We start from the raw sequence: 24,249 nt of genomic DNA on the forward strand, positions 1-24,249 counted from the left end.
TGGATACTGAAAGATGGAGGGGATACTGGCGCTCTATGAGAATATGGTTCAAGAGTGGTGCAGATTTTCTCATCAACAGGGATACATGGAGTAAACTGAGAAAAAAAATATCAGATACATATAAACAATTGAAAAATTATGGCCAAACTTTGTACATAAAATATAAAAAAACGATAATAGTTGTTAAACCTAAAATTATTGCTAAGTGCTCCAATATAACGTCGAAAATATATGCTAAAATCATTGCCGCTGGCAAGTTTTTATGGGAATCATGGCCCCAAAAGCCTTCATATAAAAAGCTTATTTCCGTAGGAATATTGGCTGCTTTTTGCTATGGCAGCATGTTTGCATATAATAAAGCTGAGGCGTACAAAATAGCCAACACCCCTATAGCTGCCGTGGAGGTACTGTTTAAGGGGAAAAGTGTAGGTATCGTAGCATCTGAAGAGCCTTTACAACAGGCTTTAGAAGATATGGAGCGTCAAATAGAAGATTATTATAAGATGGACGCTGTATCGGTGGAGGATGTTGTGTTTTTACCGACAGCCGCTAAGCCAGATTTAATAGAAGATAACGATGCCGTTTTAAATGTTATAAAAGATGGTATGCATTTTAAGGTTAAGGCTACAGCCTTATTTGTCAATGGTCAGCAGATAGCTGTTGTAAAAGATGAATCTGAGGCTCAGAGTGTATTGGATAGAATAAAGCAGCCATATATAGATAAAGCTAAAGATAATCCAAATATTAAGGAAGTGCGCATAGCCGACGACGTACAACTGGTAGAAAAACTTGTAGAATATAGCGATATAGAGGATGCTGACGATGTATACAAAAGAATCAAGGACGGCGATGAGGGTAAAAAAGTATATGAGATAAAGGACGGTGACACCATATGGGCTATAGCCAAGCGCTATAAGTTGTCACTGGACGATATACAGAAAGCCAATCCCAATATGACATCGCTTGATGACTTGCAGATAGGGGATAAAATAAATCTTACCGTACCGAAAGAGATCATAAATGTTGAAACGGTGGAACGTATAGAATACACCGAAACCATACCTCATGAGACCGTTTATAAAGAAGACAGCAAGCTTTATAAGAACCAGTCCAAAGTTTTAACAGAGGGTTCAGATGGGCAACGGGAAATAGTGGCTGATGTTATAAAAATCAATGGTGTAGAACAAAAACGGACGATAATTTCAAATAATGTTATAAAAGATAAGAGGGATCAAGTAATAGCAAAAGGGACCAAACCGTTGCCGTCTATTATTGGGACAGGCAGTATAGGGCTGCCCGCGCGTGGCCGCATAACATCGCGATTTGGTTACAGAGGCAGAGAGTTCCATACAGGTGTAGATATAGCAGCGCCATATGGCTCACCTATATATGCGGCCGATAATGGCAAGGTTATATTCGCTGGCTGGGACGGCAATTATGGCAAATTAGTCAAGGTAGACCATGGTAACGGTATGGTTACATACTATGCGCACACCAGCCGCATTGCTGTAAAAATCGGACAAGCAGTGGCTAAAGGGCAGCTAATAGCTTATGTAGGCACCACTGGTAGAAGCACTGGTCCGCACGTTCATTTCGAAGTGAGGAAGAACGGCAAACCAATAAATCCAATGAGATAATCAGCTTCTTTCAAGCTGCAGGAGCCGTGCCTTTAACTCTACTCCGCCGGCATAGCCTGTAAGGCTGCCGTTTGAACCGATCACGCGGTGGCAGGGGATGATTATGGCGATAGGGTTTTTGTTGCAAGCCATTCCTACTGCGCGGAAGGCTTTCGGTTGTCCGATCGCCTCAGCTACCTGCTTATAACTTCGCGTTTCGCCATAGGGTATGGTTTGAAGCGCGGCCCATACCTTTTGCTGGAAAATAGTGCCTTTCGGTGACAACGGCAACGCGAAAGAGCAGCGCTCTTTTTTGAGGTATTGATATATCTGTCGTGCTGCTTCCTCTATCAGCGGTGTTTCATTCAAATCGCCGTGGCTTGCCATGTTCGTATCGCCAAAAGAAACGGCAACTATGGCATCGCCGTTATCTGCTATAATAATTCGTCCTATATCGGTTTCATAAAAGAATATGTTTTTCGTTTCAATCACCTACCGATTATATGATATCATATAAAAAGCATTCAAACAATCTACTATTGTGCTTAATCAGCTACCAAGCAAAAAATCTTTAGCATAGCTATTGACAGAAGCCATATGATATTGTATACTTATAATCGTCGCCGGTGAGGCAATCGCGAGTGGGCGCATAGCTCAGCTGGAAGAGCACTTGCTTTACACGCAAGGGGTCACAGGTTCGAGCCCTGTTGTGCCCACCATAACGCGGCCCAGTAGCTCAGTCGGTTTAGAGCGCTAGCCTGTCACGCTAGAGGTCGAGGGTTCGAGCCCCTTCTGGGTCGCCATTATTTTATGCCTCGGTAGCTCAGTCGGTAGAGCAGGGGACTGAAAATCCCCGTGTCGGTGGTTCGATTCCGCCCCGAGGCACCATATATAGAAATCCAACATGCGGGAGTGGCTCAGTGGTAGAGCGTTGCCTTGCCAAGGCAAATGTCGCGGGTTCGAATCCCGTCTTCCGCTCCAGAACATATGAGGCCGGCTGCATAATAAGCCGGCGTGATTTTATGCGGCGACGTAGCCAAGAGGTAAGGCGGAGGTCTGCAAAACCTCTATTCCTCGGTTCGAATCCGGGCGTCGCCTCCAAGGGAACAAAAAGGCGGGTACATATATCCCGCCTTTTTGTTATATCAGTGCAGAGGTTTAATTTATGTTGGAAGAAACTTTTCTATCGATTCCCTTTTTACCCGATGGAAATGTCACGCTCATGCTGGTGGATGGTCGCATAAACAAGGTCATGGAATATAATCTCAAGCAAAAAGGTATACGTATAATAAAAACGCAACCGTTACCTCAATTACTGCCTGCTATCGCTTATCATCCCGATATGATGTTATACCCTATAGAGGGCAATACCGTAGTTGTAGCACCGGATATAAGCCCCGATGTCGTAGCACAGCTAAAAGATGAAGGTTTCAATATATTATATGGAAAGACCGCATTATGCGGCAACTATCCAAAAGACGTAGCATATAATATAGCTAGAATTGGCAATAATGCCATGCATAATTTTAAGTATACCGATAGTATGACGCGTGAGTTATTGCAACAGCAAAAGCTGAAATTTATCGATGTAAAGCAAGGATACACGAAGTGCTCTGTATTGGTAGTCGACACAAACTCTATCATTACAGAGGATATAGGCATAGCTAAAGTGGCTGCAAAGAATGGCATAAACGTGCTGCTCGTAGAGCGTGGCCATGTAAGTCTACCAGGTATGAACTATGGCTTTATAGGTGGTAGCGGAGGTCTTATATCAAAATCGGTCATGGCGTTTGCCGGAGATGTATCCACGCACCCCGATTACAACAAAATAAAGAATTTTTTGAGCGAAAGAGAAATTGAAATATATAATTTATATAATGGCTATATTTGGGATTTGGGGAGCCTAATTCCCTTGAAGCAACATGAATGGAATAAAGCGGTAGTATAGCCCGATAGTATTGTTATCATACTATTGTTCGAAGGGAAGTGATTGCAGTGGAAGTAATTTCTATCGGTATAGAGGATGAAAATTCCCCGATAAAATCGATGCTGGATTTATGTATGAAAGCGTCGATGGAAAGAAATAAAGATTATGCTCTACTGGGATGTGAAGAATTAGGTACTCACATCTTTTATAGGTATAATATAAATAAAGAAGAAATGGTCGGTATTATAGGCGATGCCATATGGCACTATATGATCGATTGCTTGTTAAAGCAGATAATAGAGCGTGAATATGTATATTTTGATCAGAGCGATCGCGATGAGATATGGGTAGCGGCCGTTAATAAGATTAAATTCGAAGATATGGTGGCATCTTCATCTATGCACGACACTATAACTGCAAAGGTACGCGATTATATGGATTATAACGATGAGATACTGATAGATGGATTTATAAAATTCCGCTTAAAAGATGAGATCGTGCGGTTAATAGACGCAGTGGACAGCGCTGTTGAGGATATAATGATGGAACGGGAGTACAATGAATTTGTAAAACTGCTTCGATATTTCGTAGAAGTTCAGGAACCGAAGATAGATGAGATACATGTAGTGGTGGAACCGGATAACAGCTATAAGCTCATGGATGCTGATATGCATCTGATAGACAATCATGACATGATGGAAGAGATGGCCCGCGAAGTAACCGATAGGAATATAAGTGGAGATGACATACTTATAAGCTCGCTTATAACTATGGCACCCAGCAAGATAGTATTGCATAACGTGGAGTATATGAATAACCTGGAGTTGCTCAATACTATAAATAACGTATTTTACGGCAAAGTGAACATAATGCTGAGCAAAAATCTATAGGCTGTTTTCTGTCCATGGCAGTGGGTGTATAATAATAGGGTGAACAATATGAAAGGTTTTGTAATATGGATATATCGGAAATATTGGCCATCGACCCTATTATCGCTGCTGTAAGGAACGAAGATCGCTTAAAAGCAGCGCTTATTGCCCCGGTTAGAGTTATTTTTTTATTGCATGGCAATATATGTGCGCTGGCAGATACCATAAAAAGTATAAAAGATGCTGATAAAATGGTTTTTGTACATCTCGACCTGATAGATGGACTGGGGCGGGATCAAGCTGCAGTACAATATATGGCGGATTATATAAAACCGGATGGTATCATAACCACGCATAATAATTTAGCCAGATATGCTAAAGACTCAGGTTTGCTCATAATACAGCGAATATTTTTGCTGGACTCTATGTCGTTGGACAGGGGCATAGCAGGGATTGGCCAAACCGGCCCCGATGCAGTGGAGATACTACCCGGCACGTTGCCGAGGGAAATAGCATACTGCCACACGCGTCTGTTGTGCCCAATAATAGCCGGCGGCCTCATACACACCAAGGACGACATAATAGCGGCATTAAATGCCGGAGCAATGGCGGTATCTACATCCGACGAAACGTTGTGGGAAGCTTGAAAAATCGTTGCCGAGGGTATATAATAATTATATAATCACGCGGTGGAGAAAATGAGAACCGTGTCAAGAGGATAATTATGTCCTTTTGGCACGGTTTTGTATTATGGAGGAATTGTTATGTACGATGTAGTTGTAATAGGCGCCGGCGTGGTCGGCAGCTGCATAGCGAGGGAGTTATCGCGCTATAAGTTATCTGTATGCCTTCTGGACAAGGAATGGGATGTTGCATCAGGTACGTCCAAAGGCAACAGCGCCATAGTTCATGCCGGCTATGATGCTAAACCAGGTACGCTTCAGGCCTACCTTAATGTAAAGGGCAACGAACTTATGGGACAATGGTGCGCCGAGTTGGACGTACCTTTTAAGCGAGTAGGGTCGCTGGTTCTAGCTTTTAACGATGACGATATGTGTGAACTGCATAAGCTGATGGAGCAAGGTCAGGCCAATGGGGTACAGGAACTGCGCATAATATATAAAGACGAGCTGCATGCTATGGAGCCTTATATCTCAGATGATGCTATAGCTGCGCTATATGCGCCTACCGCCGGTATAGTATGCCCCTATGAACTTACCATAGCCGCAGCCGAGAATGCGGTGGTAAACGGTGTCGATATAAAGCTCGGGCAGACTGTGCAAAGCATTATGCGCAAGAGCGATGGCTTTGAAGTAGTGACGACCGAGCACACTATACGTGCTCGCTATGTGATAGATGCTGCCGGTGTATATGCCGACGATGTAGCCTCTATGATAGGTGATAATTCATTTAAGATAACACCGCGCAAAGGCGAATACTGCATACTGGACAAATCAAAAGGATACTTAGCTAAGCGCGTCATATTCCAGCCACCGACGGCTATGGGCAAGGGTGTGCTGGTAACACCTACCGTAGACGGAAATATATTAGTGGGTCCTAATGCTCACGATGTCAACGATAAAGAAGATACGGCCACCACAGCCGCAGGCCTGCAGGAGATAATGGATACTGCGCGCAAGTCAGTACCCGGGGTATCTGAGCGCGACGCCATAACTTCATTTGCCGGATTGAGAGCAGTATCGGGCAGTGATTTTGTGATAAAACCGTCTGATGTAGATAACCGCTTTATAATCGTAGGCGGTATATGTTCGCCTGGTCTTACATCAGCGCCTGCTATAGCGGTTATGGTAATGGGTCTTTTATATCAAGCGGGTCTGACTATTGATGTGAAAGCCGATTTTAATCCTATAAGGAAAGGTATACCGCGTTTCCGAGAAATGAACGATGATGAGCGCAAACAACTTATAGCGGTTGATCCGGCTTTTGGAAGGGTTATATGTCGTTGTGAGATAGTGACCGAAGGGGAGATAATAGAAGCTGTAAACCGGCCTATACCGGCTGTAACGCTAGATGCTATAAAAAGGCGGGCAAGGGCAGGCATGGGGCGCTGCCAGAGCGGATTCTGTACGCCTAGAGTAATGGAGATAATTTCAAGGGAGAAGGATATACCTGTGGACGCTATAACAAAAAAAGGCGGCCGGTCGCTCATATTGGCTGGCGCGTTGCAAAAAGGGGATGCGTACGATGACAGAGTATGATGTTGTGGTAATAGGCGGTGGCCCGGCTGGATTGGCTGCGGCTGTGGCGGCGCGACAGGCCGGTGCCGAAAATGTATGCATTATAGAGCGCGATAAGAGGTTGGGCGGTATACTGCAGCAGTGTATACACAATGGTTTTGGCCTTCACATATTTGATGAGGAACTGACTGGTCCTGAATATGCCCAGCGTTTTATAGAGATGGCGCAGCAGTGGAACGTGCATAGCATGCTGGATACTATGGTGCTGGATATCACGCCTGACAGAATGATAACGGTTGTCAATAATAGAGACGGTTTGCAGGCTATTAAAGCCGGAGCTGTTGTACTGGCGATGGGTTGTCGAGAACGCAGTAGAGGGGCATTAAATATACCTGGTACCAGGCCGGCAGGCATATTTACAGCTGGGACAGCGCAGCGGTTTGTCAATATGGAGGGCTTTATGCCAGGTAAGCAAATAGTGGTGCTGGGGTCGGGTGATATAGGCCTTATTATGGCGCGGCGCCTGACGCTGGAAGGTGCTGATGTGAAGATGGTATGCGAGATAATGCCCTATTCCAGCGGGCTTAAACGTAATATAGTACAATGCCTCGATGATTTCGGCATACCGCTTCGCATGAATCATACTGTAACCGAGATACATGGTAAGGAACGTGTAGAAGGTGTTACCGTAGCTGCGGTAGACCAAAACCGCAAGCCTATAGCTGGCAGCCAAGAATATGTTCCATGCGATACCCTGTTGCTATCGGTTGGCCTTATACCGGAAAATGAGCTTTCGCGTTCGGCCGGTGTTCAGCTAAATCCTATTACCGGTGGACCTGTGGTGGATGAATCGATGCAGACCAGCATAGCGGGTGTATTCGCATGCGGCAACGTTGTGCATGTAAATGACCTGGTGGATAATGTGAGTACCGAGAGCGCTATAGCCGGCAGAGCGGCGGCCATGTATGCTTCGGGCGTGCTAGATGAAAGCACAGCCGATATAAAAGTCAAAACCGGCTCTGGCGTGAGGTATATTGTTCCCAATGCCATAAATTTGACTCGAGTGGACGATGCGGTGACATTATATTTTCGAGTAGACAATGTATATGAGAATGTTATGCTGCGTGTATCGACCGACAAGGGCATACTCTTCAATATAAAAAAGAAAATAATGGTGCCAGGTGAAATGCAGCATATAAAGCTGAAAAAATCTCTTTTAACCAAGCAGGGCGATATATCCGAGATAACAGTAGAAGTGGCAGGTGGCGATAAATGATGACGAGAAATATAACATGCATACTATGCCCGCAAGGATGCAACCTTGAGGTTACAGTGGATGGCGATAGCGTGGTGCAGGTTAAAGGCAACGGTTGCGGCAAGGGTAAATCCTATGGCGCGGAGGAATGTCTCAATCCTAGACGCGCTGTGACCAGCAGTGTCAAAGTTATAGGCGGCGAGTATCCCTTGGTTTCGGTCAAAACAGCAGCCCCTGTACCCAAAGCGGCAATATGGGATTGTATGAGAGCCATAAATGCTGCCAGTGTAAAGGCTCCGGTGAGCATAGGGCAGGTTATAATAGAAAATGTGGCAGGTACCGGTATAGATGTGATAGCCACGCGCGATGTGGCAAAAGCAGAGGATATGAAGGCGAAAATATGTATATAGTCAGCGCTTGTTTGGCCGGGGTAAACTGCAAATATAACGGTGGGCATAATGCCGATCCGCACATAAAGAAATTGATCGAAGAAGGCAAGGCCATACCGATATGCCCGGAGCAACTTGGTGGCCTTGCCACGCCGCGTCGGCCGGCCGAGATAAAAGGCGGTACAGGCAGCGATGTATTGATTGGCAAGGCACGTGTAATCGATGCTGACGGCTTGGATGTAACCGAAGCTTTTGTAAAGGGTGCTCAAGAAGTGCTGAAATTGGCTCGCTTGGCCAAGGCAAATAAAGCTATATTAAAGGCCAAAAGCCCTTCGTGCGGCTGCGGCTTTATCTATGACGGCAGCTTTAGCGGCAAGCTGATCGAAGGCAACGGTGTTACGGCCCAAATTTTGATCGATAACGGCATAGAGATCGAATTGTAAGGCTCTGTTGCGAAGAGATTATCATTATACAGTGAAAGTCGGCTTCATGCCATGTATGCGTAGCTGCATAAGGCTGCTTTTTTTATGCTCAAATATTTGTGTGTTACGTGTGTATTACCGCCCGAATTTCTGGCGTTCTAGCATGTATATATTATATGTTCTCACACAAGGCAAAAGCCCGAGAAACTCGAATTTCTCGGGCTTTTCTTTGGTCTGGGTGAGAGGATTTGAACCTCCGACCTCTTGAACCCCATTCAAGCGCGCTACCAAGCTGCGCCACACCCAGATTGGCTTCAACGCTTATTATTATACTGCATGAAAAGATTTTTTGCAAGATGCGGGCTGATTTTTTTGGCCCCTTGCTTTTTGTAATCTTACGCGCTATAATGTGATAAAAGTACGAGGCGAACGGGGGTTATGTGCATTGAGGTGGGTTAAAGGAATATTACTGATATTAGCGATGGCGTTTTTATCGGCTTGCAGCATATTGCCTGAAGAAGAGGAAACACTAGCACCACCATTGGTGGAACCTGTTAAAATAGAGTACGATTTATATGAAGTAAAAAAAGATACTATAACCACCGAGTTACGGGGAAACGGCACGTTTGTATCTACGAAGGATTACAGCTTATCTTTTAAAAATACATCAGGTAGACTTAAATCCATTAATGTGAAGCTAGGCCAAGAGGTGAAAAAAGGCGTAGTAGTGGCTGAACTGGATACAGGAGATTTAGAGAACAGGATAAAGCAACAAGAGCTCAGCGTAAAAAAAGCTAAGTTGCTGCTGGACCAAAATCAAATAGAACTTGAACGATTAAAAAGCAGTGGAGCCGATCAGTATCAGGTAGATAAAGCAAAAAACGATGTGGCTATGGCCCAGATCGATGTGGATATGGCCAATCTTCAACTACAAGGGCTTAGGATTGAACGAGAGCGTGCAAAGCTTCTCGCACCAGTGAACGGGACGGTGGTATATATAGCCAAAGTCAATGCGGGAGATCCTATAAGCGCTTATCAGACGTTGGTACAAATCGCTGATCCCTCCAGCCTTCAATTGAGTTATGAAACCAATGATGCGTCAAAATTTCAGGTCGGGATGAAGGCCACTGTAAAGATAGATAGTAAGGATTATCAAGGTATAGTTGTGGCTATGCCTGCCAGCGTAGATCCTGAATTAAGAGAGGAAATGCAGAACAAGATTTATTTAGAGGTTAAAAACAGACCTGCTGATGTGAAGATGGGAGACATGGCTGACTTCACCATTATTACTGCCAAAAAGGAAAATGTGATAGTAGTGCCGCGAAATGCCGTTAAAAATTATATGGGTAACGACTATGTTGAGATATTAGAAGGCGGTAGCAAGAAGGAGAGATACATAGAGAAGGGATTGCAAACCCCCACGATGGTAGAGGTGGTAGACGGCCTTAAAGAGGGCGATAAGGTTATACTGCGGTAGGGGGGTGAATTTATGACGCTTCTGATAATGGTTTTTCGCAAAATGTTCAATAACCGCCGGCTGGTATTGGCTCTGTTACTAGGCCTTATAATATCTGTGGCTCTTATAAGCAGCATGCCATTATACGTTGAGGGTGTGCTGCAGCGCCTTCTGACTAAAGATATGGAAGCCATTCAGGCTGACAGCGGTTATTATCCAGGACATTTTTTATATAAAGGCGATCTTTATAATACTATAGAGAAGGACAAACGTTGCACATTATATGATCAATTAAACGCATATCTTTTGCAAGATGTGCCTGTACTGGCAGGAGTGCCTCATCTAGCCCAAGCACGGTTCGTTGAGATGGGGTTCATGTCCATGCTGCCCGATGGTTATCAGGGTGATGATAAGAATGAAAAACGCATCGTATCTTTGGGTGCCAAGACAGATTTACAGCGGCATATAACTATAGTAGACGGACGTATGCCATCTGATAAGCCGGTGGATGGTGTTTATGAAACATTGGTCACCGAGGGGGCTTTGAATAAATTTCATACGGTGCTAGGTAAGACCTTTGTAGTGACCAATGGGTTTGATGAGAATATGAAACCCATAAGGGTTAGGCCTGTAGGTGTATTTCAGCCAAAGGATGAACGGGATCTGTACTGGTTTGAGAATTTGTCATCTTACAATGAGAAGATGTTGATGGACTATAACCTCTTTCAACAGGATTTTATGAGTGATACGGCATTCTATGCTACAGCCGGCCAATGGTATTATGCGTTCGACCATACTAAATTTTCACTGGATAATATCCATCGTTTTCTTGATGGATATAAGATCATATCTAAAAAGCTTGTTTTTCCGGGATTTTCTCTTCAAGTTCCCGCTGCTCCGATATTGGAGCAGTATTTTCAGAAAGAACAGGAATTGCGGACACTTCTATGGGCTATGAATATGCCGGTTATACTCATGCTGTGTTTCTATGTGTTTATGGTATCCAGCTTTAAGGTAAATAAGGAAAAAAGTGATATAGCAGTATTGCAAAGCCGCGGTGCTGACCGAGGTTCCATAATGCTGCAGTATTTAGTGGAGGGCTTATTGCTGGCCGGTGTGGCTTTGCTAGCGGGACCTCCTCTGGGCTTGTTATTATGCAGGATGCTTGGTGCGTCCAACGGATTTTTGGAATTCATACAGCGCAAGGCGTTGCCTGTAAGGATGACGCCTCTGGCATATAAATACGCAGCCGTGTCGGCATTGGTATTTATAATCGCTATGTTGCTGCCGGTTTATTTCGCCGCCGGGACTACCATAGTCAACCGCAAACAGGAGATGGCAAGGGAAACCAAGGCGACGGCATGGCAGCGATATTTTCTTGACGTTATACTTTTGGCTGTATCAATATATGGTCTCTATACCTTCGAATTGAGACAAAAGAACCTTGAAATTACAGCTGCCGAGGCTTCTCAATTGCAGATAGATCCATTGCTGTTTATAGCATCGACATTGTTTGTATTGGGCATGGGCCTTTTGCTAATACGGATAGTTCCTCTGTTGATACGCATTGTATATGCTGTGGGCAACAAATTATGGTCTCCGGCGTTGTATGCCACTATGCTGCGCGTAGGCAGGTCATCGCATCAATATCAATTTCTAATGGTATTCCTTATAATGACCATAGCTATCGGTATATTCAGCGCTAATGCCGCGCGAACCATAAATACCAATGCCGAGGACAAGGTCCGCTACGCTAATGGTGCCGATATGGTGATTCAGGCCAAATGGCAGGATAATGCTCCTCCGCCAGGTAGTATGGATCCGTCGGCTCAACAGCAAATGGAAATAAATAAAAAACCGATACAATATGTGGAACCGCCATTCGAACCATATACCAAATTGCAAGGCATAGAAGAGGCGACCAAAGTTTTCACCAAGGATAAGGTGGCTATACGGTTTAATAATGAAGTCATAGGCGGTAACTCGCGTTTTATGGCTGTAATATCGGATGAATTCGGTAGAATAGCTTTTAGACCGAGTATAATATCGGAGAGTTACTGGAATAGCTATCTCAACCTTTTGGCCGTAGAGCCGAGTGCTGCTCTTATATCCAGATCGTTGAGCGAGGCATATAATATAAAGAGGGGTGACTACATCAGCGTAAGCTGGCAGGACCAAAATGATCTTCAGATGGTGGTGTTTGGGATAATAGATTATTGGCCTACATGGAATCCAAAGCCGCCAGTCGGTTCCACTCCTGATCCGGAGAATCCTCATAAAAGCGATCCTTTCCTGGTAGTAGGGAATCTTTCTTATTTCCAATATAATTCGCCTATCCAACCGTATCAAGTATGGTTGAAGAAACAGCCCGAGGCTACCAGTGCTCAGGTATACGATGGTATAAGGGAAAATAGAATGGAGATAGTGAGCATGGTCGATACCGAGCAGGATCTCATAAGGCTTAAAAATGATCCATTTCAATTGGGGATAAACGGCACTATGACGTTGAATTTTGTCATAAGCATGGTGATAAGCCTTATGGGTTTCATCTTGTATTGGGTTATATCGTTGAGCGATCGAGCGTTTGAATTCGGTGTGCTCCGTGCGATAGGGCTGTCATTTAAGGAACTGGTCGGCATGATGGTATGGGAACAGCTGTTGAGTTCGGGTGTAGCTATGATCATAGGCGTTATAGTTGGGCAACTTACCAGTCGTCTGTATGTGCCGATGTTCCAGATAACCTATAGTGCGGCCGAGCAAGTACCGCCATTCCACGTAGTATCATTGGCTACCGATCAAATTAAGGTATACGGTGTAATGATCGGTATGCTGTTAATAGGCGTGGCAGTTTTGACCATGCTGTTGCGCAAATTGCGCATAAACGAGGCACTAAAGATGGGTGAAGAGTAACAGCTATTTTACATGTGTGAATCGCTTGATCTCCTCTATTGTGAGGACACCCATGCGTATGTTTAAGAATAGATATATCAAAAGGCCGATGAGCAAGGCAATGCCTAGAGATGCCAATGTCGGCATGCCTGCATTATCCATGGCTCTGTAGATAAAAGATGAACATACGCCCATAATGATAAAAGAAACTGATGGTTTAACTAACCAATTCGATATATCAAAGGGCATTGAGGTAAATCTACGCAACGCTTGGTAATTTAATGCTGTGTTGAAAATAACTGTACCTATAAAGCCTATAATATAGCCGTTTATCTCAATTGATGGAATGGCTACTAATATATACGTGCACGCTATGCGCAATAGTGAGCATAGCACCGAATTGGCTACCGTTATATTTTGCTTGCCGAGGCCATTCAATATGCTTGCCAGTATGCCTTCTACATAAAGAAACAGGCATAAAGGGGAGGTGTATAAGAGAAATTGTCCTACTTCCTGCGAATTATAGAGTGCCTGGCCTATCTGATAAGGCATGAACATAAAAGCTGAGGCTGCAGCGAAGGATACCATCATAGTGAGTTTTATGCTTTCCGAGGCTCTATAATTGATCGTGGCTTTTTTGCCGAGCGATTGCGCTTCGGTAATGGCAGGTAATAACGTCATGCTAAGCGACATGGTTATGGTAGATGGAAACATCAAAAGTGGCATGGCCATACCTGTGAGATGCCCAAATGTGACCAGCGACTGTTCTACCGTATATCCTGCTGCCTGGAGACGCTGCGGTATTAATACCGAGTCCATGCTTTGCAACAGTGTCGTTAATGTCCGCCCGCCTGAAATAGGCAAGGCTATGGATATTACTGATTTGCCTATATGAAATGAGCTCTCGTTTGCTCCGGTCTTATTAGTGAATTGATTGTTCTTTTTATACCGATGCAGAGTTTTGCTGTAAAAATACATGAGCGTTATAAAACCGGCTACATCGCCTATTACCATTCCGAGGACCGATATGCTCGAGGCATATTCTATACTTATGCCTATAGCGTATCTTATGAGGCTTAATACCAGGGCCATGCGGGCAAATTGTTCCACTATCTGCCCGATCGCCTGGGGCACGATGTTTTGTATACCCTGGAAGAAGCCGCGTATAACTCCCGAATTCGCCGTTATGAATAATGCCGGTATGTAGACCATCATGGGATAGTAAACCCCGGGACTGTGAAGTATATTTACGGCGATGGGGCGGGCATATATAAATAATACGGCTGATATTGCTATACTGGCTGTTACGGCTATAACAGAACTTACCAGTACTATCTTGGGCAGCATTTTATAATTACCCTTAGCCTTTTGTTCAGCTGTCATGCGAGATACGGCTATGGGTATACCCGAGGCTAAAAATGAAGCGGCTATAAAGTATACCGGCAGGGCCAACTGAAATAGGCCCATACCTTGAGCGCCTATTATGTTGGACAAAATAATTCTGTATATAAACCCCAGTATACGCGTGGCAAAGCCCGCTACGGTCAATATGGCGGCATTGCGTACGAAAGAGGATTCGTTCTGCTCCATATACACCTCATCCTTTACATGCTGCTAACAATATATTAATTAAAATGTGGAAATAGAATTCGATATAAAATCGTAAGGTATTGAATAAGTGAGGCAAAGTATGTTAAAATTATATCAGGTAATGCTGAGGCCGAGGGCATATACTGAGGCCTGAAGGAGGATTTTTATTAATCTTATGGTTGATATATTAGACAAAGCTATGCGGTCCCACGATTTGGATAAATGTGAAATAGTGAGATTGCTTTCTATAGATGACGGCGTACAGCAAGAGGTGCTTTTCAAAGCCGCCGATGAGACAAGACAACAATATCTTGGTACCGATGTGCATCTGCGCGGCCTTATTGAATTCTCTAATTATTGTATGAATGATTGCATGTACTGCGGCATAAGGCGCGGGAACAGGACTCTTGAGAGGTACCGCATCCAACCCGATGAAGTCATAAAAGTGGCTGCCCAAGCTTATCGACTGGGTTATCGTACCATAGTTCTCCAGTCTGGCGAGGACGGTTACTACACCGGCGACGTTATGTGCTATATTATCCGCGGTATAAAAGAGGCGGCCGATGTTGCCATAACGCTCAGCATAGGCGAAAGAAGCTATGATGATTATAAGCGCATGAAGGAGGCTGGAGCGGATAGATACCTGATGCGCTTTGAAACGTCCAACAGGGAGCTTTATAAAAAGCTGCATCCGCGTATGGACTTCGATAACAGGATACAATGTTTAAAAGATATAAAGTCATTAGGGTATGAATTGGGATCGGGATTTCTTGTGGGTTTGCCCGGGCAAACCGTGGAGGACATAGCCGATGATATATTGCTGCTTAAAGAATTGGGCGCAGACATGGTGGGCATAGGTCCATTCATACCGCATCCGGATACGCCGCTGCGGAGTTGCAATAGTGGTTCTCTTGACATGGTACTGAAGGCAGTAGCAGTATTGCGACTTATCATGCCGGATATAAATATACCGGCCACCACGGCGGTAGGGACATCTGATCCTTTTGGTAGGCAAAAGGCATTGAAAGCAGGAGCCAATGTCATAATGCCCAATGTGACGCCGCTAGAATACCGGCAACTTTACCAGCTCTATCCCGGTAAAATATGTATTGGCGAGAACCCGCAGGATTGCCGCATATGCGTAGAAGGTCTTATACGTTCTGTGGGCAGGACTGTTGGAACAGGTTACGGAGGACATAATGGCTGAGCATTATTATTCTGAAAATCCTACTTCCGGACATGATATAAAACGCATAAGATTCGATTTTAAAGGATGTACCCTCGAGTTTATAACTGATGCCGGTGTTTTTTCCAGAGGAAAGATCGATACCGGTTCCAGTGTTTTATTAAATGCTCTGCCTGACCGTTTATCCGGCAGGGTGCTAGATATGGGCTGTGGTTATGGGGCCATAGGTATTTCTATTGCCAAAGCCTATCAAGACGTCGAGGTTGTCATGGTAGACATAAACAGCAGAGCTGTAGAGCTTGCGCAGGGGAATATAAAACTGAACAGTATAAATAATGCCACTGTTTATCAGAGCGATGGTTTTGCTCAAGTAGAAGGCCTGTTTGATATCATCGTATCTAATCCGCCTATAAGAGCGGGCAAAAGGGTCGTATATGCGATATTTGAACAATGCGCTATATACTTAAAAAGCGGCGGAGAATTTTATGTTGTAATCCAAAAGAAGCAGGGTGCCGAGTCGGCTATGGCCAAACTGGCCGAGATTTACGGCAATTGTGAAAAGGTTGCGAGAGATGGTGGTTATTGGGTACTGCGTTGTGTCAACAGCTATGGCAACTGAAGCTAGCTAAGGATTGAAGAGATATAAGGAGATTCAGAGAGTTTAAGCGAGAATGTTAAATATAATCGGGCGTAATAAGCTAAAATAACCATTGCGTTTTTAAAATAAACAATTATACTATAAATAAAGGTCAAAGAAAGTCAAAGTCAAAAGAGGTGAAACGATGGTCCGGTTAAGCGATGTAATAGAGGCCTTTATAAAGGATATGTTGAATACCAGCCAGGATGGGGTGCTGGAATTACAGCGCAATGAACTGGCCGCTCGTTTTAGATGTGCGCCATCGCAGATAAATTACGTTTTATCTACGCGTTTTACCATAGAAAGAGGGTATTATATAGAAAGCAGACGCGGTGGTGGTGGCTGCATAAGGATAATGCGCATGAATGTTGAGAAGGACGATTATATACTGTATCTTTTGTTCAATGCCGTCGGGGATTCTTTATCCCAGGCCTGTGCTGATAATATAATCGATCAATTGAGCGAGAATGGAGATATAAACGATAGGATAGCTGCATTGATGAGATCGGCCGTAAGCGATAAAGCTATAGAAGCTCCTTCGGCTGACAGGGATAAAATCAGGGCCGGCATTATGAAAAGTATGTTGGTGGCTTTGTTATCATTTTAATAGAAGAGGTGTTTTGTATGAATTGCGATTACTGCAAGAGTAAGCCCGCTACCGTGCATTTGACCAAGATCATCAACGGTCAGAAGACCGAGTTGCATCTATGCGAGGACTGTGCCAAGCAAAGCGGGGAAATCAACTGGTTCAATACATTTTCGTTAAATGAGATCTTCCAACCGTTTTCGGTGAATGACCTCCTATCAAGTTTCTTGGAAGGAGCTAATGGGAATAATGGAAGCATGGGATATGGCGTAAATGTTTCAGCTAAGTGTGATACATGCGGCATGACATATGATCGATTTAAGCAAACTGGTATGTTAGGTTGTTGCCATTGCTATGAGGCTTTTGGAGATGAATTAACGCCTCTCATAAGGCGTATACATGGTAACGTAAAACATGTCGGCAAGGTACCGCGCAAGGCGGGTAGCGAATTACGAGTGCGCAGGGAGATAGAACGTTTAAAAGAGCAACTCGACAGAGCGGTGAAAGAAGAGGCTTTCGAAAGAGCCGCGGAATTGAGAGATAAGATAAAAGAACTGGAAGGCAAATTAAATTGAAACTAGTAAAGGGGTGAGATAGTGGATAATTGGATAAGCGCTAATGGGCCTGATAGTGATATAATAATAAGTAGCAGGATAAGATTGGCCCGGAATCTTGATAACGTACCGTTTCCCACTATGATGGATGATAAGCAGGCTGAAAAGGTGGTCGATGATGTCGGCAAAGCGATTCTCGACAGCCACAGTGTGCTGGCCGGGCATTTCAAGCTTGTGCGTATTAAGGATGTGCAGCAGTTGGATAGACAGATGTTGGTCGAAGAATATCTATCCAGCCCGGACCTTGTCAAAAACGATAAAAGCGGGGCATTGCTCATGAACGACGACAATACTGTGAGCATAATGATAAACGAAGAGGATCATGTGCGCATACAATGTCTTGCGCCAGGATTACAATTAAGGGAGGCATGGGAATTAGCCGATAAGGTAGATGATCTGCTGGAGGAGAATTTATCGTATGCTTATGACGAACAATTGGGTTATCTTACCACATGTCCTACCAATGTGGGTACGGGCATGAGGGCGTCGCTCATGATGCATCTGCCTGCATTGGCTATGACAAACAATATACGCGAGGTGCTCCACGCGGTAGGGCGCGTGGGTATAACGGTAAGAGGTATATACGGCGAGGGCAGCGAGGTTAAAGGCGATATCTATCAAATATCCAATCAGATTTCTCTAGGGCAGAGCGAAGATGATATTATAAACAATATTATAGCTGTAGCCCGCCAGATAATTGATAAAGAGCGCAAAGCTCGTCAGGTGCTTATGGATAACGGCAGGTTGCAACTCGAGGATAGGGTATACAGGTCGCTTGGCATATTTACCAATGCGCGCATGCTTAATACGGAGGAGGCATTGGAGCTGATATCCAATCTGCGCCTTGGCGTGTCATTGGGTATATTAAAGGATATGGACTTAAAGCTGCTTAACCAACTGCTTTTTATGATACAACCGGCCCATGTGCAAAAGCATAAAGGCAGGGAATTGCAGCCGCTAGAGAGGGATATAATAAGAGCCGAACTGATACACGAAAAGATAAGGAGGTAGTGATTATGGCATTTTTTGGACGTTTTACTGAGAAAGCTCAAAAGGCGCTTATATATGCGCAAGAAGAAGCAAGAGCATTAGGGCATAACTATGTAGGTACCGAGCACATGTTGCTTGGATTATTGAGGGAAGAGGATGGTATAGCAGCCAAGGTTCTAAGGAACATGGGTGCTGATATAGAAAATGTCCGCCAAGAAGTAGTGAATTTGGTTGGAAAAGGCAATTTTAACTTTAATGAAGGATTCGGATATACGCCTAGGACCAAGCGCGTTATGGAACTGAGCTTTTATGAAGCACGCAATCTCGGACATAATTATATAGGCACAGAGCATTTGTTATTAGGGTTGTTGAGAGAAGGCGAGGGCGTAGCGGCCAGGGTGTTGATGGATCTTGGGATAGATCTGCAACGTGCGCGTGATGAGGTGATAAAAATGTTAAAGGAAGAAGGAGGAGCCCCTCAAAAAGGGCAGCCCAAGAATACCAATACGCCGAACCTCGACCAATTTGGCAGGGATTTAACCGAATTGGCCAGAGAAGGTAAGTTGGATCCTGTTATTGGCAGAGAAAAGGAAATAGAGAGGGTTATACAGATATTGAGCCGCCGCACCAAGAATAACCCGTGTCTGATAGGAGAACCCGGTGTAGGCAAGACCGCTATAGCCGAGGGGTTAGCGCAGCAGATAGCCGAAGGCAATGTGCCGGAGCTGCTAAAGGATAAACGTGTAGTGGCGTTGGATTTGCCGGCTATGGTGGCCGGAACCAAGTACCGCGGCGAGTTTGAGGAACGCCTTAAAAATGTGCTCAACGAGGTGAAAAAGGCCGGTAATATAATACTGTTCATAGACGAGCTCCATACTGTTATAGGAGCAGGTGCGGCTGAGGGTGCTATAGACGCATCCAATATATTGAAACCTGCTTTGGCTAGAGGCGAGATGCAGGCGATAGGTGCCACTACTTTGGACGAATACAGGAAGCATGTTGAAGGTGACCCGGCTCTGGAGCGCCGATTCCAGCCTGTTGTAGTAGGAGAGCCTTCCAGGGACGATGCGTTGTTGATATTAAAGGGTTTGCGCGATAAGTATGAGGCCTATCATCGCGTCAGGATAACCGATGAAGCATTGGAGGCAGCTGTGGACCTGTCCATGCGCTATATTACGGATAGATATTTGCCGGATAAAGCCATAGACCTCATAGATGAAGCGGCTGCACGTGTCAAATTAAGGACAGTGACGCCGCCCGATGATATAAAGGAATTAGAGGATAAGCTGGAGGATATACGCAAAGAGAAGGAAGAGGCTGTAGCCAATCAGGATTATGAGAAGGCTGCTAAACTGCGCGACGATGAACAGAAGCTCAAAGAAGAAATAGAAAAACTTAAAGAAAGTTGGAGCAGCAATGCAAATACAACGGCTGCTGTAGTAACTGCCGAGGATATAGCTCAGATAGTATCGAGTTGGAGCGGTGTACCGGTCAAGCAGCTTACCGAGGCCGAAAGCGAGCGCTTGCTTAACTTGGAGAAAATATTGCACGAGCGCGTTATAGGCCAGGATGAGGCTGTAGAGGCGGTAGCCAAAGCTATCAGGCGTGCCAGGGCAGGATTAAAGGATCCGAAACGACCTATAGGTTCGTTTATATTTCTTGGACCTACTGGAGTCGGTAAGACCGAACTGGCTCGGGCATTAGCGGAAGCTATGTTCGGAGACGAGAATGCCATGGTGCGCATAGATATGTCCGAGTATATGGAGAAGTACAGCGTATCGCGTCTTATAGGCTCGCCTCCGGGTTATGTCGGCTATGAAGAAGGCGGCCAATTGACGGAGCATGTAAGGAGAAAGCCTTATACGGTTGTGCTGTTCGATGAGATAGAAAAAGCGCATCCCGATGTGTTCAATATACTGCTGCAAATATTGGAGGACGGGCGTTTAACCGACGGCAAAGGCCGCACGGTCGATTTCCGCAATACCGTGATAATAATGACGTCCAACGCGGGAGCTCATCTTATAACAAAACAAAAGTCGCTGGGATTCTCAGGCGGACAAGACGAATCCAAGACGGAATATGAGAAGATAAAGGACAACGTCATGGAAGAATTGCGACGGACTTTCAGGCCGGAGTTCTTGAATCGTGTCGATGAGATTATAGTATTCCATCCGTTGGATGAAGAAAATCTGAGGGCTATAGTTGATCTCATGCTCAAGGATGTCGGAAAGAGGTTGGCCGAGAAAAACATATATATGGAGGTTACGCCGGCCGCTCGTGATTATCTGGCCAAAGAGGGATTTGACCCAATATATGGTGCCAGGCCATTGCGCAGGGCTATACAGCGCATGGTAGAGGATAACTTATCCGAAGAATTGCTCAAAGGTACTATAGCACCAGGCGATTCGGTGATAGCCGACGTGGAGAATGGGCGCCTGGTATTTAAAAAGAAACAAGTAACAGTAGGGGTATAGAGCATGCCTAAGGCTAAAAGCAATTATGTGTGCCAAGCCTGCGGATATGTATCGCCTAAATGGATGGGTAAATGCCCGGGTTGCGGACAATGGAATACCATGGTGGAAGAGATATATACAGCGCCGCAGCCCAATAAGGGCATTTCGGATGAGAAACCGTTGGCGTTGAATAGCATAGCAATAGTCGATGATGAGCGTTATGCCAGCGGCATAAAGGAACTGGATCGAGTGCTGGGCGGCGGTATCGTCAAGGCGTCGCTGGTACTGGTGGGCGGAGATCCGGGTATAGGTAAATCCACATTGCTCATGCAGATGGCCGGCCATGCGGCAACCTCGGGACTTAAAGTGCTTTATGTGTCGGGAGAGGAGTCACCGCAGCAGATAAAGCTGCGGTCACTTCGCCTCGGCATAACCGATCCAGGTCTTCTCATATATGCGCAGACCGATCTTGATGTAATAGAACAGCAAGCGCACAGTATAATGCCTGATATAATGATTGTGGATTCCATACAGACTGTATATGATCCAGAACTTTCATCGGCGCCAGGTAGCGTAAGTCAGGTACGCGAGGCCACCGCCAGGCTTATGCGGCTGGCCAAAGGGACGGGTATCACCGTCTTCATAGTAGGGCATGTGACCAAAGAAGGTGCTATAGCCGGCCCTAGGGTGCTGGAGCATATGGTTGATACGGTGCTGTATTTTGAAGGGGAGAGGCATCAGGCTTACAGAGTTTTGAGGGCTGTTAAAAACAGGTTTGGTTCCACCAATGAGATAGGGGTCTTTGAAATGCATGATGCCGGCTTGCGTGAGGTATCCAATCCTTCTGAAGTGATGCTCTCCGATCATCAGCAAAATGCCACCGGTTCGGCGGTGGTATGCAGCATGGAAGGCACAAGGCCGGTGTTGGTCGAGATTCAGGCCCTGATCAGCCCGACAGCGTTCGGTATGCCTCGCCGCATGGCTACTGGCATCGATTATAATCGCGTGGTCATGCTCATGGCGGTGCTAGAGAAACGCGCCGGTCTAATGCTGCAGAATCAGGATGCATATGTAAATGTAGCTGGAGGTTTGAAATTGGACGAGCCGGCGGCCGATCTGGGCATAATAATGGCCATTGCATCCAGTTTCCGAGAGAAACCGGTCAACGGCCTTATGGTATTTATAGGTGAGGTAGGACTAACCGGCGAAATAAGGGCGGTCAGCCGCTTGGATCAGCGATTGAATGAATGCGCGCGCATGGGATTCACGCATTGCATGGTACCTGCTGCCAACAGCAAGGACCTTCGTAAATACGGTACTCTATCCGTTATACCTGTGCGCACCGTATATGAGTCCCTGGATATGGGGCTGCTTTGATAATCATTTCATATTGAAATAGCCCAGCGTATCCAGCTCTTCTTTTTCCTTTATCAGAATATCGTACATATTAAGCCCCAATGTATTGCATATATTAGCCAGGTAAAAGATATTATTGCCCATCTCTTTTTCTATTATGTCGCGGCAGTCGTCGCATAAATGACCTTTTAGGTGGGTGTCCATCAATTCCGCTAATTCTGACAGTGTTGCATCAGGGGGTATATTCTGTTTTTTGGCGTCGATCTCTATGCATCCGCATGTGGTAACGGCTTTAACAATGGCACGGTTGACGCGGGCAGTGGATTCCTGATACTTAGATAATAGATCCAGAATGCTTTTATGGCGTACCAATAATTCCCCTACAGCATCCTGAAAATCTTCAACAAGCAAATCTTTCATAGCCATACACTTATCGTCTCCTATTTTTGATACTTTTATTATAGGCAATATGGCTAAATACGTCAATAGCAAAAAATGAGAAATGATCTTTAAAGTTGCTATAAGCATAGATGTGCGACTGTCAAACTCCGTGCTTACAAACGAAATAATTCTCTTGGAGCTAATTGCGATGTCCGGAACTAGAGATAAATAGCACGTTTGCGGGCACAATAAAAAACATTTTACCCCACACATATGCCTGAAAATAGTTGATTGTTAAATAATGGGACGGCAAAAGACGAAGATTCACCCCAGAGAAGAAAATGGAAATACCCCCTCGTTTATTGTATAATAAACATAGAAAAAATAAAAAGAAGAGAGGGGGTTATCCTACATTGTTAAACCGCATAATATAATAACCCAAAGTAAGCGAAAAAACGCACAGTAAAATAATCTGCCACCATTATATCAGGTTAAATAATCCAATACAATAAGCATTATTTTGTATCATCCTGGTAATAATGCCAATAGACGTGATTAGAAGTTATTGGACAAAAAAATAAAGGGAAAGCAAATAAGTTTCAATACAACCGCTTTCCCTTATCCAATAACTCAACAATGATTATTATTTACCACTTTGGCATAAATATTCAACAATATGCTAAGTTAGGCAGGGAAAACATGTTCCCATCTATATACGGATGTAAGGATTGCCCATATGAGGGTAAGCTGTATCGTCATGGATTCTATGAAAGAGGGGTTATTACACCTTCCGCTTATTACAGAATACCTGTCTTGCGCCTAAAATGTCCTGTGTGCGGTAAAACTTACAGTGTTATGCCGGATTGGCTTATCCCATACTTCCAATATTGTTAGGCTATAATTTTGTATACATTGATATCAGTGTTCTTAAAACAGTGGTCTTTTAGTCATATCGTCTCGGCATTTAATAAAGCACCATGTTATATGAGTATCCAATCTGTATCTTCTTATGTTAAGCGCTTTAAGCTGTCTTACAGACAAATCCACTTATTCTTTATGCAACTGCAATATTATTATGCCGATAATATGAATATCAATGCCTTTCTTCCCTGTTGTGCCTGCTGTAAGGTCATCGGCGGTATACAGAGTTTTGAAAAGACTTACAAGCGGTTTAATGTAAGTTTTTACAACCATATGCCATGCTATTTCTTCGCACCGGTGCGGCATTAGAGGGTTTGTAATTGTATGTGGGACCACTATGTCTTTTTGCGTTCTTTTTGCTACTTTTAACAGCTAAATCGGACTAAAATCATTGTGTTTCGTCCGTAAGCATTATGGTTCACACCTTCTTGGCGAGCATTTTAATACTCCACATAAGTATTTATGTATTTGTCTCCATTGGATGGATATCATTAAGCGTATCAAATAATATCTA

At 44.5% G+C, this 24,249-nt stretch carries 21 protein-coding genes and 6 tRNA genes; 23 read left to right on the forward strand and 4 right to left on the reverse strand.

The features are described 5' to 3' along the window. Positions 1 to 35 precede the first annotated feature (35 nt). The gene (locus MAHAU_RS02080; protein WP_013780070.1) at positions 36 to 1,637 is read left to right on the forward strand and encodes a M23 family metallopeptidase; all 1,602 of its coding nucleotides are present in this window, start codon (positions 36 to 38) and stop codon (positions 1,635 to 1,637) included. Here the strand turns inward: MAHAU_RS02080 and MAHAU_RS16005 are convergent, their stop codons facing one another. Further along, the gene (locus tag MAHAU_RS16005; protein WP_013780071.1) at positions 1,638 to 2,108 is read right to left on the reverse strand and encodes a methylated-DNA--[protein]-cysteine S-methyltransferase; all 471 of its coding nucleotides are present in this window, start codon (positions 2,106 to 2,108) and stop codon (positions 1,638 to 1,640) included. It abuts the gene before it with no gap. 151 nt (positions 2,109 to 2,259) lie between these two features. Here MAHAU_RS16005 and MAHAU_RS02090 point away from each other — a divergent pair. From MAHAU_RS02090 to MAHAU_RS02145, 12 genes are all read left to right on the forward strand, one after another. After that, positions 2,260 to 2,335 (forward strand) — tRNA-Val (locus MAHAU_RS02090). 6 nt (positions 2,336 to 2,341) lie between these two features. Further along, a tRNA-Asp gene (locus MAHAU_RS02095) sits at positions 2,342 to 2,419 on the forward strand. A gap of 9 nt (positions 2,420 to 2,428) precedes the next feature. Beyond that, positions 2,429 to 2,504, forward strand: a tRNA-Phe gene (locus MAHAU_RS02100). A gap of 18 nt (positions 2,505 to 2,522) precedes the next feature. After that, positions 2,523 to 2,597: transfer RNA gene (locus MAHAU_RS02105), tRNA-Gly, on the forward strand. Positions 2,598 to 2,642: 45 nt separating this feature from the next. Next, positions 2,643 to 2,717: transfer RNA gene (locus MAHAU_RS02110), tRNA-Cys, on the forward strand. Between the two features lie 64 nt (positions 2,718 to 2,781). Beyond that, positions 2,782 to 3,564, forward strand: coding sequence for a DUF6873 family GME fold protein (locus MAHAU_RS02115; RefSeq protein ID WP_013780072.1), 783 nt, complete (start codon positions 2,782 to 2,784; stop codon positions 3,562 to 3,564). A 47-nt stretch (positions 3,565 to 3,611) separates the two neighbouring features. After that, positions 3,612 to 4,433, forward strand: a complete 822-nt coding sequence (gene ytxC / locus MAHAU_RS02120; protein WP_013780073.1) for a putative sporulation protein YtxC — start codon at positions 3,612 to 3,614, stop codon at positions 4,431 to 4,433. Positions 4,434 to 4,498: 65 nt separating this feature from the next. After that, on the forward strand, positions 4,499 to 5,059 hold the full coding sequence (locus MAHAU_RS02125; RefSeq protein WP_013780074.1) for a glycerol-3-phosphate responsive antiterminator: 561 nt from the start codon (positions 4,499 to 4,501) through the stop codon (positions 5,057 to 5,059). A 117-nt stretch (positions 5,060 to 5,176) separates the two neighbouring features. Beyond that, complete coding sequence (locus tag MAHAU_RS02130; protein ID WP_013780075.1) at positions 5,177 to 6,631, forward strand: NAD(P)/FAD-dependent oxidoreductase; 1,455 nt, start codon at positions 5,177 to 5,179, stop codon at positions 6,629 to 6,631. Then, positions 6,618 to 7,886 (forward strand): NAD(P)/FAD-dependent oxidoreductase, encoded by a 1,269-nt coding sequence (locus MAHAU_RS02135; protein WP_013780076.1) that lies wholly within the window; start codon positions 6,618 to 6,620, stop codon positions 7,884 to 7,886. The genes MAHAU_RS02130 and MAHAU_RS02135 overlap by 14 nt, the downstream gene beginning before the upstream one ends. Then, on the forward strand, positions 7,883 to 8,275 hold the full coding sequence (locus MAHAU_RS02140) for a DUF1667 domain-containing protein (protein ID WP_013780077.1): 393 nt from the start codon (positions 7,883 to 7,885) through the stop codon (positions 8,273 to 8,275). The genes MAHAU_RS02135 and MAHAU_RS02140 overlap by 4 nt, the downstream gene beginning before the upstream one ends. Next, on the forward strand, positions 8,266 to 8,697 hold the full coding sequence (locus MAHAU_RS02145) for a 2-thiouracil desulfurase family protein (RefSeq protein WP_013780078.1): 432 nt from the start codon (positions 8,266 to 8,268) through the stop codon (positions 8,695 to 8,697). The genes MAHAU_RS02140 and MAHAU_RS02145 overlap by 10 nt, the downstream gene beginning before the upstream one ends. A gap of 209 nt (positions 8,698 to 8,906) precedes the next feature. Here the strand turns inward: MAHAU_RS02145 and MAHAU_RS02150 are convergent. Next, positions 8,907 to 8,983: transfer RNA gene (locus tag MAHAU_RS02150), tRNA-Pro, on the reverse strand. Between the two features lie 138 nt (positions 8,984 to 9,121). Here MAHAU_RS02150 and MAHAU_RS02155 point away from each other — a divergent pair. After that, complete coding sequence (locus tag MAHAU_RS02155; protein ID WP_013780079.1) at positions 9,122 to 10,153, forward strand: efflux RND transporter periplasmic adaptor subunit; 1,032 nt, start codon at positions 9,122 to 9,124, stop codon at positions 10,151 to 10,153. Between the two features lie 12 nt (positions 10,154 to 10,165). Continuing rightward, positions 10,166 to 13,042: an ABC transporter permease gene (locus tag MAHAU_RS02160; RefSeq protein WP_013780080.1), complete on the forward strand. Its 2,877-nt coding sequence runs from the start codon at positions 10,166 to 10,168 to the stop codon at positions 13,040 to 13,042. Between the two features lie 3 nt (positions 13,043 to 13,045). Here the strand turns inward: MAHAU_RS02160 and spoVB are convergent, their stop codons facing one another. Further along, positions 13,046 to 14,611 carry a stage V sporulation protein B gene (gene spoVB, locus MAHAU_RS02165; RefSeq protein ID WP_013780081.1) on the reverse strand — a complete coding sequence of 522 codons (1,566 nt, stop codon included), beginning with the start codon at positions 14,609 to 14,611 and terminating at the stop codon, positions 13,046 to 13,048. 175 nt (positions 14,612 to 14,786) lie between these two features. On the opposite strand from spoVB, the gene hydE reads away from it, so the two are divergent. From hydE to radA, 7 genes are all read left to right on the forward strand, one after another. Continuing rightward, complete coding sequence (gene hydE, locus MAHAU_RS02170; RefSeq protein ID WP_013780082.1) at positions 14,787 to 15,818, forward strand: [FeFe] hydrogenase H-cluster radical SAM maturase HydE; 1,032 nt, start codon at positions 14,787 to 14,789, stop codon at positions 15,816 to 15,818. Then, positions 15,811 to 16,416 (forward strand): class I SAM-dependent methyltransferase, encoded by a 606-nt coding sequence (locus tag MAHAU_RS02175; RefSeq protein ID WP_013780083.1) that lies wholly within the window; start codon positions 15,811 to 15,813, stop codon positions 16,414 to 16,416. Before hydE ends, MAHAU_RS02175 begins: the two co-directional genes overlap by 8 nt. A gap of 163 nt (positions 16,417 to 16,579) precedes the next feature. Beyond that, complete coding sequence (locus MAHAU_RS02180) at positions 16,580 to 17,041, forward strand: CtsR family transcriptional regulator (RefSeq protein ID WP_013780084.1); 462 nt, start codon at positions 16,580 to 16,582, stop codon at positions 17,039 to 17,041. Positions 17,042 to 17,058: 17 nt separating this feature from the next. Further along, complete coding sequence (locus MAHAU_RS02185; protein WP_013780085.1) at positions 17,059 to 17,595, forward strand: UvrB/UvrC motif-containing protein; 537 nt, start codon at positions 17,059 to 17,061, stop codon at positions 17,593 to 17,595. 21 nt (positions 17,596 to 17,616) lie between these two features. Then, complete coding sequence (locus MAHAU_RS02190; RefSeq protein ID WP_013780086.1) at positions 17,617 to 18,645, forward strand: protein arginine kinase; 1,029 nt, start codon at positions 17,617 to 17,619, stop codon at positions 18,643 to 18,645. A 5-nt stretch (positions 18,646 to 18,650) separates the two neighbouring features. After that, a complete protein-coding gene (locus MAHAU_RS02195; protein ID WP_013780087.1) occupies positions 18,651 to 21,098 on the forward strand; it encodes an ATP-dependent Clp protease ATP-binding subunit in 2,448 nt (815 codons plus the stop codon). A 3-nt stretch (positions 21,099 to 21,101) separates the two neighbouring features. Continuing rightward, on the forward strand, positions 21,102 to 22,454 hold the full coding sequence (gene radA / locus MAHAU_RS02200; RefSeq protein WP_013780088.1) for a DNA repair protein RadA: 1,353 nt from the start codon (positions 21,102 to 21,104) through the stop codon (positions 22,452 to 22,454). 3 nt (positions 22,455 to 22,457) lie between these two features. Here radA and MAHAU_RS02205 read toward each other — a convergent pair whose 3' ends face one another. Further along, positions 22,458 to 22,853 carry a nucleoside triphosphate pyrophosphohydrolase family protein gene (locus MAHAU_RS02205; RefSeq protein WP_041644262.1) on the reverse strand — a complete coding sequence of 132 codons (396 nt, stop codon included), beginning with the start codon at positions 22,851 to 22,853 and terminating at the stop codon, positions 22,458 to 22,460. A gap of 660 nt (positions 22,854 to 23,513) precedes the next feature. On the opposite strand from MAHAU_RS02205, the gene MAHAU_RS16115 reads away from it, so the two are divergent. Further along, on the forward strand, positions 23,514 to 23,708 hold the full coding sequence (locus MAHAU_RS16115; protein WP_425357402.1) for a DUF6431 domain-containing protein: 195 nt from the start codon (positions 23,514 to 23,516) through the stop codon (positions 23,706 to 23,708). The last annotated feature ends 541 nt before the right edge of the window (positions 23,709 to 24,249 follow it).

This window comes from Mahella australiensis 50-1 BON, assembly GCF_000213255.1.
In the GTDB taxonomy this organism is placed as follows: Bacteria; Bacillota; Clostridia; order Mahellales; family Mahellaceae; genus Mahella; species Mahella australiensis.